Source organism: Thermomonas fusca DSM 15424, from assembly GCF_000423885.1.
Taxonomy (GTDB): domain Bacteria; phylum Pseudomonadota; class Gammaproteobacteria; order Xanthomonadales; family Xanthomonadaceae; genus Thermomonas; species Thermomonas fusca.
Window position 1 is genome coordinate 33,044 of sequence record NZ_KE384103.1, and the last position, 17,801, is coordinate 50,844.

Sequence of the window (17,801 nt, forward strand, 5' to 3'; positions counted from 1 at the left end):
GCGGCGGGTGCGCTTCGAGCGTGCCATGGATGGCGCGCGGCCGCGCATCGAAGCCGGATGCGGAGCCTGAGCGGCGAAGCGCACCCGCCGGCTTCGGCGCGCGGCCCGCCCGAAGCGGCACACAATGCTCCCGTATCCTTACCGGGTGAACGTCTCCGCATTCCCCATCACCCCGCTGCTGCCGGACATCCTCGCCTCGCTGGCCGCGCATCCCCGCCTGGTGCTGGAAGCGCCGCCCGGCGCGGGCAAGACCACGCAGGTGCCGCTGGCGCTGCTGGATGCCGATTGGTTGCACGGCCGCAAGATCGTGATGCTGGAACCGCGCCGCGTCGCCGCGCGCGCGGCGGCCGGGTTCATGGCCAAGCAGCTGGGCGAAGCGGTTGGCGAGACGGTGGGTTACCGCATCCGCTTCGAGAACAAGGTCGGGCCGAATACCCGCATCGAGGTCGTGACCGAGGGCATCCTCACCCGCATGCTGCAGGACGACCCGCTGCTGGAAGGCGTGGGCGCGATCCTGTTCGACGAATTCCACGAGCGCCATCTGGCCGGCGACCTCGGGCTGGCGCTGGCGCTTGACGTGCAGGCCGGGCTGCGAGAGGACCTGCGGATCGTGGTGATGTCGGCGACGCTGGACGGCGAGCGGCTGGCGGCGTTCCTCGATGCGCCGCGGCTGTCGAGTGCGGGCCGCAGCTTCCCGGTGGAGATCGCGCATTTCCCCGCGCGCCGCGACGAGGCGCTGCAGCAGCAGGTGCGACGCGCGATCGAACATGCGCTGGCCGCGCATCCGGGCGATGTGCTTGTGTTCCTGCCGGGGCGGCGGGAGATCGCGAAGTTGGAGGCCGTGCTTGCCGAGGCACTTTTGCAGCGACCGCTCTTCGCGGCGGGGGCATTGCTTTCCCCTCAGTCGGGGCATCCTGCCCCGATTCGGGCGCGCGCCCTCCATGGCGCGCTTGACGCAACACCCCCGCCGCGGAGATCGCTCGCGCCGGATGTCGAGGTGCTGCCTCTGCACGGCGACCTCCCAATCGAACAGCAATCGCACGTGCTGCAGCCGGCGCTGGATGGCCGCCGCCGTATCGTGCTGGCCACCAACGTCGCCGAGTCGTCGGTCACCCTGCCCGGCGTGCGGGTGGTGATCGACAGCGGGCTGGCGCGCGAGCCGCGCTTCGATCCCAACAGCGGCTTCTCGCGGCTCGACAGCGTGACGATCTCGCAGGCCAGCGCCGACCAGCGCGCCGGTCGCGCCGGGCGCGTGGCGGAAGGCTTCGCCTATCGGCTGTGGCCGCAGTCGCAGCGGCTGGAGGGGCAGCGCAAGCCGGAGATCGCGCAGGTGGAACTGGCGGCGCTGGCGCTGGAGCTGGCGGCCTGGGGCAGCAGCGAACTGCGTTTCGTCGATCCGCCGCCATCGGGCGCGCTGGCGGCGGGTAGGGATCTGCTGCAGCGATTGGATGCCCTGAGTGACGGCAAGCTCACCGCACGCGGCAGGCGGATGCTGGCGCTGGGCACGCACCCGCGGCTGGCGGCGATGCTGCTGGCTACCGATGTCCCGGCGCGCATCGCGCTGGCCTGCGATCTGGCGGCGCTGGTGGAAGCACGCGATCCACTGCGTTCGCGCAGCGACGCGCTGGCGCAGCGCTGGCAGGCGCTGGCCGCACTCCGCGATGGGCGCGTGCCCGCCGATGCCAACCGTTCCGCGCTGGCCGCCATCGACGCTGCAGCGAAACAGTGGCGTCGCCGCCTGCGCTGCGCCGCCTCGCCGCCTGTTTCCGTGCCGGCGCATGCGCTGGGCGACCTGCTGGCGCACGCCTTCCCCGACCGCATCGCCAAACAGCATCCGCAGGACCCGCGTCGCTACCAGCTGGCGAACGGGCGCATGGCGCGGCTGTTCGACGATTCCGCGCTGTACGGCGAGCCGTGGCTGGTGGCCAGCGAATTGCGCTTCGAGGCCAAGGATGCGCTGTTGCTGCGCGCCGCGCCGGTGGACGAGGCGCGGCTGCGCGCGGAATTCGCGAGCCATTTTTCCGACGCCGACGAGGTGCGCTGGGATGCCGACAAGCGCGCGCTGCGCAGCGAGCGCATCGAGCGGTTCGACGGCATCGTGCTGGCGGTGAAATCGGCGGGGCGGGTGGATCCGCACCAGGCCGCGTGCGCGTTGACCGCGGCGGTGCGTGAGCTGGGCCTGTCGGTGCTGCCGTGGAGCGAGGCGCTGTCGCAGTGGCGCATCCGAGTACAGTGCCTGCGCGCGTGGATGCCGGAGCTGGGCCTGCCGGATCTTTCCGACGCCGCGCTGCTGGCTTCGCTGGAGCTCTGGTTGCAGCCCGCGTTTGCCGGCAAGACAAGGCTGGATGCGCTGGACGCCGGCGAGCTGGCCGAAGCGCTGAAGTCCGGCATCGACTGGAGCCTGCGCCAGCGCATCGACCAGCTGGCGCCGACCCGCATCGCGGTGCCGTCGGGACTGGAGCGCGGCATCGACTATCGGCTGGACGACCACGGCGAGCCGGCGCCGCCGGTGCTGGCGGTGAAGCTGCAGGAGCTGTTCGGGCTGGCGCAGACGCCGCGCGTGGCCGACGGCCGGGTGCCGCTGCTGCTGCATCTGCTCTCACCCGGCGGCAAGCCGCTGCAGGTGACCGCCGACCTGCACAACTTCTGGACCAACACCTATGCCGAGGTCAGGAAGGAAATGAAGGGCCGCTACCCGCGCCACCCATGGCCGGACGACCCGTGGAACGCCATCGCCACGCACCGGGCCAAGCCACGCGGGACGTGACGCACCCGTCACGCAGACACGCCATACTCGTGGTCAAGACGATGCAAGCCGAGGAGCAGCACATGGGCAAGTTGGAACGCACGCAGGATCGGACCCTGGAACTGTTGGCCGACGTGGGCGAGGGCCTGCGCCGCAAGCTTCCGGACAAGGCCGTGCAGTGGGTCGAAACCGGCGCGGCGCTGGGTGCCCTGCGGGTGGGCAGCAAGGTCGCGGGCAAGTTCGTGCGCCGCAACCCGGTGCTGGTCGGGGCCGCGGTAGTCGGTGCCGGCCTGCTGTGGCTGGCCGCGCGGCAGCGCGCCAAGCGCAGGGAAACGATCGAAGGCGAGGCGAAGCAGGTGCGCGCGCTGCGCCGCGGCGACTACGAGCGCGACGACTACGGCGTCTGAGCCGGACGCCGCGCCGTCGGCACCCGGCGCGCGGTGTTTTTTGCGCGAAGCGCGCGCCGCATCGCCTCAGCTGCTGGCGGTTTCCCGCCATTGGCCGGGCTGCAGGCCATCAAGCCGGTGCGGCCCCACCGCCACCCGCACCAGCCGCAGCGTGGGCAGGCCCACCGCCGCGCTCATCCGTCGCACCTGGCGGTTGCGGCCCTCGCAGATCACCAGTTCCAGCCAGGCATCCGGCACGGTCTTGCGGAACCGCACCGGCGGATCGCGCTGCCACAGCGCGGGCGCGGCCAGCAGCCGCGCCTGCGCGGGGCGGGTGGGACCGTCATTGAGCATCACGCCGTCGCGCAGCTGCTGCAGCTGCGCCGCGTCCGGCGTGCCTTCCACCTGTACCCAATAGGTTCTCGGCTGCTTGTGCGCGGGGTCGGTCAATCGATGCGCCAGCCGTCCGTCATCAGTCAGCAGCAGCAGGCCTTCGGAATCGAAATCCAGCCGCCCCGCCGCATACACGTCCGCCGGCAGGCCGAAGCCGGCCAGGGTCGGCCGCGGCGGCCGGCTGCGGTCGGTGAACTGGCAGAGCACGCCATAGGGTTTGTTGAAGGCGATCAGCATGCGCGGGTTACGAAAGCCGGAAGCGTCGCGGTTCACCGTCGTCGGCCGCGGGCGCGGCGCAGATGGCACCGCATCGAAAAGTCATTCGCTGGCCGGTTTGCGGAAGCGCAGGGTCATGCGGTCGCTTTCGCCGATGGCCCGGTACTTTTCCGCATCGCCAGCGTCATGGCGGTTGGTGGGCGGCAGCGTCCACACGCCGTTGGGATGGTCCGCGCTGTCGGCAGGGTTGGCGTTGACCTCGCTACGCGCGTCCAGCACGAAGCCGGCGCGGGTGGCCGACTCGATCACCAGCGCTTCGGTCAGGTAGCCGGACTTCTTCATCGTGTCCAAGTCGGTGCCGGGCTTGGCGCGGTGGTCCACCACCCCCAGCGTGCCGCCCGGCTTGAGCGCGGCGAAGAAGGCCTGGAAATAGGCCTCCGCAGTGCCGGCGGCCACCCAGTTGTGCACGTTGCGGAAGGTCAGCACCGCGTCGGCGCTGGCCGGCGTGCCCAGCGACGGCGCCTTGCCGTCGTACCAGTGCAGGCTGGCGCGGCCGTAGCGCGCGGGATCGGCAGCGAACAGCGCCGGCAGCGCGCTGCTGCGGCCGGGCGCGGGGGTGGCGCTGGCGGCGATGTAGCGGCCGCGCTCGCGCAGGTACGGCGCCAGGATCGCGCTGTACCAGCCGTTGCCCGGGCTGATCTCGATGACGGTGTCGCTGGGTTTCAGGCCGAAGAATGCCAGCGTTTCGGCCGGGTGGCGGTAGCGGTCGCGGGCGCGCTGGGCGGCATCGCGGCCGGGATCGGCCACCGCGGCCTGCAGCGCGGAATCCGCCGCGGGCGTGGTCGGCTGCTGCGCGGTCGAGGACGTGGGCGTGCCGGCGCAGGCGGCCAGCAGCAGGGCAAGCGCGGGAATCGACAGGCGGGTCATGCGGAGCTCCGGATGCGACGGGCCCTGCAGGGTAAACCGGGCCGCCGCAAACACGAAGCCCGGCGCGCGGCCGGGCTTCGCGGGTCGCCGACGGGCGAGGGTTACAGCATCGACAGCGCCGCGTTCAGCGTGGCCGACGGCCGCATCGCCGCCGACAGCCTGCCCATGTCCGGCTGGTAGTAGCCGCCGATGTCCACCGGCTTGCCCTGTACGGCGACGAGTTCCTCGACGATCTTCGCTTCGTTGTCCGCCAGCGCCTGGGCGACCGCCGCGAACTTCGCCGCCAGCTCCGTGTCCGCACTCTGCTCGGCCAGCGCCTGCGCCCAGTACAGCGCCACGTAGAAATGGCTGCCGCGATTATCAATGGTGCCCAGCTTGCGGCCGGGCGAACGGTCGTTGTCGAGGAACTTCGCGTTGGCCGCGTCCAGCGCATCGGCCAGCACCTGCGCCCGCTTGTTGCCGGTGGTGTTGGCCAGGTGTTCGAACGAGGCGGCCAGCGCCAGGAATTCGCCCAGCGAATCCCAGCGCAGGTAGTCCTCTTCCACGAACTGCTGCACGTGCTTGGGCGCGCTGCCGCCGGCGCCGGTCTCGAACAGGCCGCCGCCGTTCATCAGCGGCACGATCGACAGCATCTTCGCGCTGGTGCCCAGCTCCATGATCGGGAACAGGTCGGTCAGGTAGTCGCGCAAGACATTCCCGGTGGCGCTGATGGTGTCCAGGCCCTCGCGGATGCGCTTGAGCGAGAACTTCATCGCCTCCACCGGCGACAGGATGCGGATGTCGAGGCCGGAAATGTCGTGGTCGTTGAGGTAGGCGGCGACCTTGGCGATCAGGCCGCGGTCGTGGTCGCGCTGCGGATCCAGCCAGAACACCACCGGGGTGTTCGACAGGCGCGCGCGGCTGACCGCCAGCTTCACCCAGTCGCGGATCGGCGCGTCCTTGGTCTGGCACATGCGCCAGATGTCGCCGGCCTTGACCGGGTGCTGCAGCAGCACCGTGCCGTGCTCGTCGATCACCCGCACCACGCCGTCGCCGCTGATCTTGAAGGTCTTGTCGTGGCTGCCGTATTCCTCGGCCGCCTGCGCCATCAGGCCGACGTTGGGCACGCTGCCCATGGTTGCCGGGTCGAACGCGCCGTGTTCCCTGCAGTCGTCGATCACCACCTGGTAGATGCCGGCGTAGCAGCGGTCCGGGATCACCGCCTTGGTGTCCTGCAGTTCGCCGCGGGCGTTCCACATCCGGCCGCTGTCGCGGATCATCGCCGGCATCGAGGCGTCCACGATCACGTCGGACGGCACGTGCAGATTGGTGATGCCCTTGTCGGAATTGACCATCGCCAGGCCCGGGCGTTGCGCGTACAGCGCATTGATCTCGGCTTCGATCGCACTGCGCTCGGATTCGGCCAGCTGGCCCAGCTTGGCGTACAGGTCGCCGATGCCGTTGTTGGGGTCAAATCCGATTTCGGCCAGCGTGCGCGGATGCTTTTCCAGCACCGGCGCATAGAAGCGCGACACCGCGATGCCGAACATGATCGGGTCGCTGACCTTCATCATGGTCGCCTTCAGGTGCAGGGAGAACAGCACGTCCTGCGCCTTGGCATCGGCGATCTGCGCGTCGATGAAATCGGCCAGCGCGCCGGCGCTCAGTACGGATGCGTCGATCATCTCGCCCGCCTGCAGTGGCAACGGCCCGCGCAGCGGGAAGCTGCTGCCGGTGACGCTGGTGTATTCGATCCGCACCGGCCCGGCGTTGACCATGGTGTAGCTCTGCTCGCTGCCGTAGAAATCGCCGGCCGTCATGTGCGCCACGTGCGACTTCGAGGATGCGTCCCACTTGCCCATCCGGTGCGGATGCTTCTTCGCATAGGCCTTCACCGCCTTCGGCGCGCGGCGGTCGGAATTGCCCTCGCGCAGCACCGGATTCACCGCGCTGCCCTTGACGCGGTCGTAGCGCGCCTTGATGTCTTTCTCGCCCTCGCCCTGCGGCGCGTCCGGGTAGTCCGGCAGCGGGTAGCCGCGGTCCTGCAGCTCCTTGATCGCGGCCTTCAGCTGCGGGATCGAAGCGCTGATGTTGGGCAGCTTGATGATGTTGGCTTCCGGCGTCTTGGCCAGCTCGCCCAGCTCTGCAAGGTCATCCGCCACCGCGCGCTCACCCAGCAGCTCCGGGAACTGCGCCAGGATCCGTGCCGCCAGCGAGATGTCGCGGGTGTCCACCGCCACCCCGGCAGTCTTCGCATAGGCCTGCACGATCGGCAGGAACGAGGCGGTGGCGAGGAACGGCGCTTCGTCGGTCAGGGTGTAGAGGATCTTGGACATGGCGGCTCGGGTTCGCGGAGGAGACCGCCATTGTCGCCCCGGCCGCCCCCGCCGGCAAAGCGGGGGCGAGAATGGACCGAGAGTCGCGGGGAATGAGACGGGGAGGTGGCAGAAACGACAGGGCCGGTTTTCCGGCCCGCGGGATTTACGGCATCTTTGAAGCCGGGCCGAACACTAAAGAGTGGACGTGGACGAAATTTCACCGTCGGATCTGAAAACGATCCTGCATTCCAAGCGCGCCAACATCTACTACCTGCAGCATTGCCGGGTGCTGGTCAATGGCGGCCGCGTCGAATATGTCACTGACGCCGGCAAGCGCTCGCTGTACTGGAACATTCCTATCGCCAATACCACCACCATATTGCTGGGCACCGGCACCTCGATCACCCAGGCGGCGATGCGCGAGCTGGCCAAGGCCGGCGTGCTGGTCGGATTCTGTGGCGGTGGCGGCACGCCCCTTTTCAGCGCCAACGAGGTCGATACCGAGGTGGCATGGTTCTCGCCGCAGTCCGAGTACCGGCCCACCGAATACCTGCAGGCGTGGGTGCGGTTCTGGTTCGATGATGACCTTCGTCTGGCTGCAGCCAAGGCGTTCCAGCATGCCCGCGCCGCGCGCATCCGCACGCAATGGCAGCATCGGAGTCTCCGTGATGCCGGCTTCGACATCGACACCCGGCGACTGGACGACTTGCTGCAAGCAACCGTTAGACAGATCGATCTTGCAGAAGACAACACCCATCTGCTGACCGAAGAGGCACGCCTCACCAAGGCCCTGTTCAAGCTCGCCGTCGATACCGTGGGCTACGGCGACTTCACCCGCGCCAAGGGCGGCACCGGTGGCGATCCGGCCAACCGCTTCCTCGATCATGGCAACTACCTAGCCTACGGGCTCGGTGCCACCGCGACCTGGGTGCTGGGATTGCCGCACGGACTCGCCGTCCTGCACGGCAAGACCCGCCGCGGCGGCCTGGTGTTCGACATCGCCGATCTGGTGAAGGATGCCCACATCCTGCCGCAGGCCTTTCTCTCGGCGATGCGCGGCGATGAAGAGCAAGATTTTCGCCAGAACTGCATCGAAGCGCTGACCCGCAGCGAGGCGCTGGATTTCATGATCGATTCGGTGAAGGCCGTGGCACTGGACACCGCCGCCCTCGCCAGCGGGAAGCCGGCATGAATGTGCTGTTGGTCAGTCAATGCGACAAGCGCGCCCTTACGGAAACCCGCCGCATCCTCGACCAGTTCGCCGAACGCCGCGGCGACCGCACCTGGCAGACGCCGATCACCCGCGCCGGGCTCGATACCCTGCGCAAGCTGTTGCGCAAGACTGCACGCAAGAACACCGCCGTGGCCTGTCACTGGATTCGCGGCGCCGACCACAGCGAACTGCTGTGGGTGGTCGGCGACGCGCGGCGCTTCAACAGCGAGGGCGCCGTGCCCACCAATGCCACTGCCGGCGACGTGCTGCGCAAAGGCGACGAGAACGACTGGCACAGTGCTGAGCACATTCGCCTGCTGGCGCAGCTCGGCGCGCTGCTGCATGACCTCGGCAAGGCCAGCGTGGCGTTCCAGCAGCGGCTACAGGGCCGGCTCGACGAGCGCAACCGCTACCGGCACGAATGGGTGTCGCTGCGCCTGTTCCTGGCCTTCGTGGGCGGGGACGATGATGCCGGCTGGCTGACACGCATGGCCAGCGAAGAGGCCGATGATGGCGTGTGGACGGCGCAAGGTCGCTACCTGCGCGATGGCGTGGATGCGGGCATCGAGCGCTATCCGTTTCGCGAGCTTGCTGCACGCGCGCCGCTGGCCGCCGCGATCGGCTGGCTGATCGTCACCCATCACCGTCTTCCCTGCGTGCCGGGGGAAAAGAAAAATGGTGAAGGCCAGGCCGGGATCGGTGCCCGCGCCAAGGGCCATCGACAAGTCTGGCTGGAAACCCCGCTGGCCGAAGTCGCCCACGACTGGAACGAAATCGATTCGCGCGCCACGCCGGTTGAAGCGACGCCGTACTGGGACCTGGTGGCCGAGTTGCCCGCCGTCGCACCGGCATGGCGAACCCAGGCACGCCGTGTCGCCAAGACCTTGCTGGAGCGGAAGGCGCAGCCACAGGGTGATTGGCTGGGAAATCCCTACGTCATGCATCTGGCGCGGCTGGCGCTGATGCTGGCCGACCACCACTATTCCAGTCTCGGCGTGGATGGCGCCGACATGCCTGTCGCCGAACGCCAGCGCTTCCTGCAGGCCGACCAGGCCGTCTTCGCCAATACCCGCAAGGACAAGCGTGGCCACACACAGCGCAATCAATCGTTGCTGGAACATCTGCTGGGCGTGGGCCACACCGCCAGCCTGATCGCCCACGCGCTGCCCGGTTTCGAGCGTCACTTGCCGCGCCTTGCCAATCATCGCGGCCTGCGCAAGCGCAGCGCGGACAAGAGGTTCGCGTGGCAGGACAAGGCGTTCGATGCGGCCGCCGGCCTGCGCGAGGCCGCGCGCGAGCACGGCGCCTTCATCATCAACATGGCGTCCACAGGCTGCGGCAAGACGCTGGCCAATGCGCGCATCCTGTATGCCCTGTCCGATCCGGCAATCGGTCTGCGCATGAGCTATGCGCTGGGCCTGCGCACGCTCACCCTGCAAACCGGTCGCAGCTACCGTCAGGATCTGAGCCTGGGCGACGACGAACTGGCGGTGCTGGTCGGCGGTTCGGCCAGCCGCGCCCTGTTCGAGTACCACGAGAAGCAGGCCGAAAGCACAGGCTCCGCCTCCACTCAGGCGCTGATCGAAGAAGACAGCCACGTGCTTTACGAAGGCAACGTCACGGATCACCCGCTGCTGTCGCGCGCGCTGGCCAACCCCGACATCCGCAAGCTGCTTTCCGCGCCGATGCTGGTGTGCACGGTGGATCACCTCGCACCGGCCACCGAATCCCTGCGCGCCGGTCGCCAGATCGCGCCGATGCTGCGCCTGCTGAGCGGCGATCTGGTGCTGGATGAACTGGACGATTACGACCTCGATGACCTGCCCGCGTTGACCCGCCTGGTGCACTGGGCCGGCATGCTTGGCGCGCGGGTGGTGCTGTCGTCCGCCACCCTGCCGCCGTCACTGGTGCAGGGCATGTATCTGGCGTATCGCGCCGGGCGCCGCCATTACCGGCGCAACCGCGGTCAGCAGCGCGTGGCCGACGATGCGCCGCTGGATCTGCCCTGCCTGTGGGCGGACGAGTTCGGCGTGCAGACGAAAACCTGCCAGAACGATGACGACTTCGCCGCCGCGCATGCGCGCTTCGTCCAACGCCGAGTGGGCGAGTTGCGCAAGGTGCCACCGCTGCGCGTCGCCGAGCTGCTGCCGCTCGATACGCATCCCGGACTGGGCGAGGAGCGCGTCCGCGTGGCGTTCGCCGCCCGCATCCGCGAGGCCTGCCTGCGCCTGCATGGAGACCATGCCGAGTCCGATCCGGGAACCGGCAAGCGGGTCAGTTTCGGCATCGTGCGCATGGCCAACATCGAGCCGATTGTTTCGGTGGCACGGGCCCTGATCGAAAGCGAGTTGCCTCCCGGCGTACGGTTGCACCTGTGCGTCTACCACGCGCGCTTTCCGCTGCTGTTGCGTTCGGCCATCGAAGCCATGCTGGATGCCACGTTCAACCGGCGCAAGGCGGATGCCGTGTGGCAGCTTCCGGAGGTACGCAGTGCGCTGGATACCCATGCCGAAGCCGACCAACTATTCGTGGTGCTGGCTTCGCCGGTCTGCGAAGTCGGCCGCGACTGGGATGCCGACTGGGCCATCGCGGAACCGTCATCGATGCGCTCGCTGATTCAGCTTGCAGGCCGCGTGCAGCGCCATCGGCGCAAGGCGCCTGTGCGGCCAAACCTGCTGGTGTTCGAAACCAATCTCAAGGGCGTGCTGCAAAGTGGTGCGCGCGGCGCGGTGTTCACGCGGCCGGGCTTCGAGAAAACCACGGACGACGAGCGATTCCTGCTTGCCAGCCATCGTCTCGGTGATCTACTGGAGGCCGCCGAATACCAGCACCTCGATGCCGTTCCGCGCATCCAGCCGCGTGCCGAACTCAAGCCTCGCCAGCGCTGGGTCGATCTGGAGCATGCACGCCTGCGCGCCGGCCTGTTGCCGCGCGCCGTTGCGCCAGCACGCTGCTCAGGGCGGCGCGGCACCCAGCCAGCAGCACAACAGTCCTTGCGCGATCACGCCGCCGCCTGTTGGCAATATCCGCAGGCTGCCTTGAGTGGCGTGCTGCCGCAACAGCAGCCCTTCCGCGACGACCCGCAGCGCGATGTCACCCTGGCCTGGCTGCCGGATGAAGTGGACGCCGACGTGCTGAAACTGCATCGGGTGGAAGAGCAGCGTGGTGGCAAGCGGGGCGATCGGCTTTATGTTCCCGCAGAGGAATTACGGCACGAGGTTTCCCTGGCGCCCGCCTGTGGCGTCAGCCGCTGGGGCGATTTCGACATGACCGCATTGGTCGCCGATCAGGCAGAAACGCAGGAGCTGTCACTGGAGCAGGCCGGGAAAAAATTCACCACCGTGGACGTGCCGGCAAGCGTGCAGGGCTGGCGCTGGCATCCATGGCTTGGCTTCGGCAAGGCGCGTTGACGTTGCGCAAGTCACTGCCACGGATCGATCAGCTCGAAGCCGCAGTCTTCGAAATCACGGGTGTTGCGGGTGGCAAGCTGCGCACCGCGCGAGCGTGCAATGCCGGCGATCATGGCGTCAGCCAGCGACACCGGTCGTCCCTGCGCACGCCGCATCGCTGCGAAAGCAGCCTGCGCTTCGGCGGCGGTGCCGTCATACGGCAGCACGTGGTCGGCGAACCGCTGCACGAACAGCACCGTCATCCGGCGCAGCAACTCATGCTTGCGCTGACCCTCCGGCAGGCAATACGCGCCAAACAGCAGCTCGCCGCGGGTGACCGCCGTCGTGTACAGCTCGCTGCTCGACAGGCGGGTCACCCAGGCGATCACCGCGGGAGCCGGCGTGGGCCTGAACAGTTCCGAGATGACGTTGGTGTCCAGCACGATCATGGATCGAACTCGGGGCCGCTGAAATCCGGCGGCTCGCGCATCGGCTCCCGTGGCGGCAGCTCCAGTTCGATGCCTCCGTATGGTTCCACCATCTCGCGGATGCGCTGCACCAGCTCCTTGCCGCTCAGTGGCTCGGATTTCAGGGCCTCGCGCAGGATGCTCCGCGCCTCTTCCTCCATCGACTTCCCGTGCTGCGCCGCCCGTATGCGCAGGCGCGCCTTCAGTTCGTCGTCGAGATTGCGGATGGTCATGGTGGCCATGAAAGACTCCAAGATGACTCAAGGGCGATTGCAATGATGGCATTGAAATCACTTTCGATGCTGGGCTGCCTATCCGGCAGCAAAGAAACATTCATCAGGATCACTTTCTGAGCTGCCTGCTCGGCAGCGATCAGGGTTGAGCAATACAGCGTCTGTCACTCAGCCCCGCTCAACGTGTTTCTTAAAATTTTTATTTATCAGTATCACGGTTGATAGATGATAGTGTTTGCTCCATGCACCGACGTGTCAAGCGGTCGCGAGCCGCGAGTCGCAGGCTGTGAGATCGGCTGAAGGTACATCGCTATTCGTGAGGATGACTCTTTGGGAGGGAGAGGCATATGAGCAATTTGACCGATCGCGGAACAGCGTTCCGCGCCGCCATCGCCGGCTTCATCGATGCCCGGCGCGAGGCCAAGCTCAAAGGCAAGGAGGACGACGCCGAAGCGGCATCGAAATACGATTACGCAGGCTGGTTGGCGGATGCGGCCCGCCGGGTGGGCCAGATCCAGGCCGTCACCCATGTGCTCAAGGCCACCCATCCCGACGCGCGCGGCAGCAGCCTGCACGTCCAGCCATCGGCACTGTCGCAGCATGCGGAAGTGGGAAGCCATCTGCTGGGCACGGACTACGCTGAAGACGTGGTGGGCAATGCGGCGGCGTTGGATGTGTTCAAGCTGCTCAAGCTGGAGGTTGATGGCAAGCGCTTGCTCAACTGGATGCAGGCCGGCGATGCCGATCTTGCCGCCGCGCTTTCCGGGGATGTCGACGAGTCGCGACGCTGGATGCAGGCATTCGCCGCCTTGGTGCACGCTGACACCCGGCCCGCCACACACCCCATGGCCAAGCAGCTGTACTGGCTGGCTGGCGATACCCCGTACGACGACAGCCACTACCAGCTGCTGCAGCCAATGTTTTCAAGCGCACTGGCGCACGCCGTGCACGCGGAGATCCAGGATGCGCGCTTCGGCGAGATCAACAAGGCCGCACGGCAAGCCCGCCGAGAGAACAAGCCCGCCGAAACAACGTATCGCGATTACCGCGACCTGGTGGTGCGCAAGCTGGGCGGCACCAAACCGCAAAACATCTCGCAGTTGAACAGCGAGCGCGGCGGCGTGAACTACCTGTTCACTTCGCTTCCACCACGGGCATGGAAGTCGCGCGAATTCACGAGTCTGCTCAAACTCGACTCCGTATTCGACGACCCGCACGGCGCGCTCAAGCGCTTCGGCGGTATCCGCGAACTGCTGGACACGCTGTCCGACTTCCTGCGGGAAAATCCCGCGCCGGTCATGGAAACGCGCCAGCATCGCGAGCGGATCGAGTTGGCCATCGGCCAGGAGCTGGCCACGTTCGGCGCGGCGATCCGTGGCAGTCAGCCTGCAGGTTGGAGCCGCGAGGACAGCTGCCGGTTGCCGTTGTGCGAGCGACTCTGGCTGGACCCGGAGCGTACCGAACTGGAGCCGCGCAACGACCCGGAGCACCCGCACTGGCAGGCGGACGATCTGGCCTTCAACGAGGCTTACGAACACGGCGACTGGGCCGAAGAAGTCGCCGGTCGTTTCGGCCGCTGGCTCAACGACGAGCTGCGCAAGCGCAGCGACAAGTTGGTGATGCTGGGCGAGGCCGAAATGCGCCACTTCGCGCGTCAGGCCGTTCTTGACGTGGCCTGGCCTATTCCCCTACGACGCCGCTCCAAGGCAGGTGCCGCATGAGCTGCCCCGGATTCACCCATATCCTGGTGCTGCCGCATCTCAAGGTGCAGAACGCCAATGCCGTCTCCAGCCCGTTGACCCATGGCTTCCCTTCCATCACCGCCTTCCTTGGCCTGATGTGGGCGCTGGAGCGCAAGACACGAGCGCTGGGGCTGGAGATCGAGTTCAGCGCGGTGGGCGTGGTGTGCCACGACCATGACGAGCAGATCCACGACGGCGGCTTTGTCCACAGCTTCCGCCTCACCCGAAATCCGGTGGGCAGGGACGGCAAGACGGCGGCCATCGTGGAGGAAGGCCGCATCCACCTCGATGTGAGCCTGCTGCTGGCGGTGCACGCCGAACACTGGGATGCCGAAACCCGGCAGCGCGACACGCAGACCATTGCGGGGTTGGTGCAATGCATGCGCATTGCCGGTGGCACTTTATTGCAATCGACATCGTCGCAGGCGTCGCGGCAGCGTCCTTGGGTGATGGATTTCACCGATCAGGACAACAACGACTTCCACAAGCTGCGTGCCCGCCTGTTGCCCGGCACCACGCTGGTGGCGCGCGATGACCTGATCGACACGAGGCTGGAGTCGCTGCGAGCGGAGCAGCCCGAAGCCACCCGCCTTGATGCCTGGCTATCCCTTTCGCGGATCAACTGGCACTTCGATGCGGCTGCCGATAACGGCAAGGGCGCGTGGCAGCACGACCGCAAGGGCGCGGGCTGGATCGTGCCCATCCCGGTGGGTTACGGCGCACTGGGCCCCGTGCTTGCGGCCGGCAGCGTGCCCAATGCCCGCGATGCCACCACACCCTTCCGCTTCGTGGAAAGCTTGTATTCCATTGGCGAATGGATCGGGCCGCACCGCCTGCAGAAACCGCAGGACCTGCTCTGGTACGCCGACAGCCAGCCCGAGCAAGGCCTCTACCGCTGCCGCAACGATTACCGCGCCACCGAAACCACCATCTGACCGACAAGGGGAATCCCATGGCCAACGAACTCAAGACTGCTTCCGTGCTCGCCTTCGAGCGAAAGCTCGATCCTTCAGATGCGCTGATGTATGGCGGCGACTGGAACAATCGCGCCGCCACGGACAACTGGGCACCGATCGCGCTGCGCGAAAAATCCGTGCGGGGCACGATTTCCAATCGCCGGAAAAGCGGCGCCACCGATCCCGCGAAACTCGATGCCGACATCCAGAGCCCCAACCTGCAGACCGTGGATGTGGCTACTCTGCCCGTCGATGCGGACACGCTGAAAGTGCAGTTCACCGTCCGCGTACTGGCCGGCACCGGACAGCCATCCGCCTGCAACGACGCGGCTTACCGGCAAAAGCTGTTGGCTACGGTGAATGGCTATGTCGCGCAGCATGGCGGTTTCGATGAGCTGGCGAAGCGCTACGCCGCCAATCTCGCCAACGGCCGCTTCCTGTGGCGCAACCGCATCGGTGCCGAGCAGGTGGAAGTCACCGTCGCACAACTGAAGGATGGTGCGCCTGTCGCGAGCTGGACGTTCGATGCCTTATCGCATGACATAGTCAAGCTCACGGCATCGGCAGGCGAAAAGGATAAGCTGCAGGCGTTGGCCGATGTTGTTGCGGCTGGCCTCGGTGGTAGCTCGCATGTGCTGCTGCAAGTCACCGCATTCGTGCGCATTGGTTTCGGCCAGGAAGTGTTTCCCTCGCAGGAACTGATTCTCGATCGTGGACGCGGCGACAAGAGCAAGACCTTGTATGACGTTGCCGGCGTGGCCGCCATTCATTCGCAAAAGCTCGGCAACGCCATCCGCACCATCGACACCTGGTATCCCGAAGCCGCCGAGAACGGCCCCATCGCAGTGGAGCCCTACGGCTCGGTCACTACCCAGGGCAAGGCCTATCGCCAACCCAAGGAAAAAGTCGACTTCTACAACCTGCTCGACGGTTGGATCATCAAGGACAAGACGCCTGACGTGGAACAGCAGCACTTCGTCATCGCCACCCTGATCCGCGGCGGTGTGTTCGGCGACGCGGACAAGTGATATGACCAGCCACTATCTCGATATCCGGGTTTTGCCGGATCCGGAGACAGGCCCGGCGCAGCTGCTGGGTGCGCTCTACGACCGCTTGCATCTGACCCTCGTGCAGCAGCGGCTGGACAACATCGGCGTCAGCTTCCCCGATTACAGCCTGAGCCCGCGCGCAATCGGCAATCGGTTGCGACTCCATGGTGGCGAACAGGGACTCCTCCAGTTCCTGAAAACCGATTGGCTCAAGGGCATGCGTGACCATGTGCGCTTGAGCGAGATCGCCGAAGTCCCGGCCGATGCCCGCCATCGAACCATTCAGCGCCGGCAGTACAAGACCAGCGCCGAACGCCTGCGACGCCGTCGCATGAAGCGCAAGGGCGAAACAGCGGAGCAAGCCCGGGCCGCCATCCCGCACACCATCGAACGCCGCCCGGATCTCCCCTACCTGCATCTGCACAGCCGCAGCACTGGCCAGACGTTTCATCTGTTCGTTGCCTTGGGCCCTCTTCAGGAAAAGCAGCAAGCTGGTTCGTTCAGCAGCCATGGACTGAGTGCCAGCACCACCATCCCCTGGTTCTGACCCTTTTCCACCGGGAGTCACCCGGCTCTTTGGAAATCAATACCTTGCGCATGCCCCCGAGAAAACGGGGGCATGCTTTTGCTGCTGCTTTTCCCCTATGATCTCAATGGCTTAACGGCCATCACGTCTAGTTCGCTGCCGCATAGGCAGCTCAGAAATGGAGGCGCAGCTTGATCGCGGGGTGTTGCCGGTTCGCTGCCGCATAGGCAGCTCAGAAAAATTTGAGCCGGGGCTGTATTCGGGCGGCGACGTTCGCTGCCGCATAGGCAGCTCAGAAATGTACCGCTCGGCGTCCGCAATTACTCCGGCCGTTCGCTGCCGCATAGGCAGCTCAGAAATGATGGGTTCGTTGTTCTTGCTTAGGAAAGACGTTCGCTGCCGCATAGGCAGCTCAGAAATGTACCGCTCGGCGTCCGCAATTACTCCGGCCGTTCGCTGCCGCATAGGCAGCTCAGAAATGATGGGTTCGTTGTTCTTGCTTAGGAAAGACGTTCGCTGCCGCATAGGCAGCTCAGAAATTTACGACCGTGATTGATCGTGGCGTAAACAGAGTTCGCTGCCGCATAGGCAGCTCAGAAAGTGGCGGGTCGTGTTCCTCATGGGTTCGTTGTGTTCGCTGCCGCATAGGCAGCTCAGAAAGGAGTCCCGCATCGAGCTTCGTTGGTGGAAATGTTCGCTGCCGCATAGGCAGCTCAGAAAGTCGTGGCGCAGCCGGCCGCGCGCCCGGAGCTGTTCGCTGCCGCATAGGCAGCTCAGAAAAAGTGGTCGTATGGCGAAAGGCTCATTTCGTTCGTTCGCTGCCGCATAGGCAGCTCAGAAAACCTTTCTTGCCACCCGGTTCACTTTTCGAGCGTTCGCTGCCGCATAGGCAGCTCAGAAAGTCTTCAGCCGCCCTTACACCTTCGCCGCGTGGTTCGCTGCCGCATAGGCAGCTCAGAAAACCTGCGCCACCTGCCGGCGTGCCGGTGCGGGGTTCGCTGCCGCATAGGCAGCTCAGAAACGTTGATTTAATTGGAGGCCGAGGTCGGAATTGTTCGCTGCCGCATAGGCAGCTCAGAAATGGATGTCGATGCTGGTGGCACCATTCGCCACGTTCGCTGCCGCATAGGCAGCTCAGAAAAGGCATCCCCGCGCCTGCGTTTCGTCGCCATCGTTCGCTGCCGCATAGGCAGCTCAGAAATCATCGTCGAACGTCAAATAGAGCGGGCGAGGGTTCGCTGCCGCATAGGCAGCTCAGAAA

At 66.4% G+C, this 17,801-nt stretch carries 13 protein-coding genes and 1 CRISPR repeat array; of the genes, 8 read left to right on the forward strand and 5 right to left on the reverse strand.

The features are described from left to right. Positions 1 to 124: 124 nt before the first annotated feature. Both hrpB and G582_RS0114835 read left to right on the forward strand, forming a co-directional pair. Positions 125 to 2,767: an ATP-dependent helicase HrpB gene (gene hrpB / locus G582_RS0114830; RefSeq protein WP_038054575.1), complete on the forward strand. Its 2,643-nt coding sequence runs from the start codon at positions 125 to 127 to the stop codon at positions 2,765 to 2,767. Between the two features lie 62 nt (positions 2,768 to 2,829). Then, on the forward strand, positions 2,830 to 3,153 hold the full coding sequence (locus G582_RS0114835) for a hypothetical protein (RefSeq protein ID WP_028840488.1): 324 nt from the start codon (positions 2,830 to 2,832) through the stop codon (positions 3,151 to 3,153). A gap of 66 nt (positions 3,154 to 3,219) precedes the next feature. On the opposite strand, the gene G582_RS0114840 is transcribed toward G582_RS0114835, so the two are convergent. From G582_RS0114840 to G582_RS0114850, 3 genes are all read right to left on the reverse strand, one after another. Further along, positions 3,220 to 3,762, reverse strand: a complete 543-nt coding sequence (locus tag G582_RS0114840) for a pseudouridine synthase (protein ID WP_028840489.1) — start codon at positions 3,760 to 3,762, stop codon at positions 3,220 to 3,222. An 81-nt stretch (positions 3,763 to 3,843) separates the two neighbouring features. Then, on the reverse strand, positions 3,844 to 4,668 hold the full coding sequence (locus G582_RS0114845) for a class I SAM-dependent methyltransferase (RefSeq protein WP_028840490.1): 825 nt from the start codon (positions 4,666 to 4,668) through the stop codon (positions 3,844 to 3,846). A gap of 101 nt (positions 4,669 to 4,769) precedes the next feature. Further along, positions 4,770 to 6,983, reverse strand: a complete 2,214-nt coding sequence (locus tag G582_RS0114850; protein ID WP_028840491.1) for an NADP-dependent isocitrate dehydrogenase — start codon at positions 6,981 to 6,983, stop codon at positions 4,770 to 4,772. Positions 6,984 to 7,170: 187 nt separating this feature from the next. Here G582_RS0114850 and cas1f point away from each other — a divergent pair, with 187 nt between their 5' ends. After that, a complete protein-coding gene (gene cas1f, locus G582_RS0114855; RefSeq protein WP_028840492.1) occupies positions 7,171 to 8,157 on the forward strand; it encodes a type I-F CRISPR-associated endonuclease Cas1f in 987 nt (328 codons plus the stop codon). Next, positions 8,154 to 11,588, forward strand: a complete 3,435-nt coding sequence (gene cas3f / locus G582_RS0114860; RefSeq protein ID WP_028840493.1) for a type I-F CRISPR-associated helicase Cas3f — start codon at positions 8,154 to 8,156, stop codon at positions 11,586 to 11,588. Before cas1f ends, cas3f begins: the two co-directional genes overlap by 4 nt. Before the next feature lie 11 nt (positions 11,589 to 11,599). Here cas3f and G582_RS0114865 read toward each other — a convergent pair whose 3' ends face one another. Next, on the reverse strand, positions 11,600 to 12,016 hold the full coding sequence (locus G582_RS0114865; RefSeq protein ID WP_028840494.1) for a type II toxin-antitoxin system VapC family toxin: 417 nt from the start codon (positions 12,014 to 12,016) through the stop codon (positions 11,600 to 11,602). Beyond that, complete coding sequence (locus tag G582_RS0114870; RefSeq protein WP_028840495.1) at positions 12,013 to 12,276, reverse strand: FitA-like ribbon-helix-helix domain-containing protein; 264 nt, start codon at positions 12,274 to 12,276, stop codon at positions 12,013 to 12,015. Before G582_RS0114870 ends, G582_RS0114865 begins: the two co-directional genes overlap by 4 nt. Positions 12,277 to 12,614: 338 nt before the next feature. Between G582_RS0114870 and csy1 the strand changes: the two genes are divergently transcribed. From csy1 to cas6f, 4 genes are read left to right on the forward strand one after another with little or no spacing between them, the layout of a single operon-like run. Next, positions 12,615 to 13,988 carry a type I-F CRISPR-associated protein Csy1 gene (gene csy1 / locus G582_RS0114875; RefSeq protein ID WP_028840496.1) on the forward strand — a complete coding sequence of 458 codons (1,374 nt, stop codon included), beginning with the start codon at positions 12,615 to 12,617 and terminating at the stop codon, positions 13,986 to 13,988. Further along, positions 13,985 to 14,944 (forward strand): type I-F CRISPR-associated protein Csy2, encoded by a 960-nt coding sequence (csy2, locus tag G582_RS0114880; RefSeq protein WP_028840497.1) that lies wholly within the window; start codon positions 13,985 to 13,987, stop codon positions 14,942 to 14,944. Before csy1 ends, csy2 begins: the two co-directional genes overlap by 4 nt. 17 nt (positions 14,945 to 14,961) lie before the next feature. Continuing rightward, entirely contained in the window at positions 14,962 to 15,993 is a 1,032-nt protein-coding gene (gene csy3 / locus G582_RS0114885; RefSeq protein WP_028840498.1) for a type I-F CRISPR-associated protein Csy3, read from the forward strand. Between the two features lies 1 nt (position 15,994). After that, entirely contained in the window at positions 15,995 to 16,561 is a 567-nt protein-coding gene (cas6f, locus tag G582_RS0114890; RefSeq protein WP_028840499.1) for a type I-F CRISPR-associated endoribonuclease Cas6/Csy4, read from the forward strand. Between the two features lie 130 nt (positions 16,562 to 16,691). Then, a CRISPR array of direct repeats spans positions 16,692 to 17,801; the repeat unit is 28 nt; unit sequence GTTCGCTGCCGCATAGGCAGCTCAGAAA.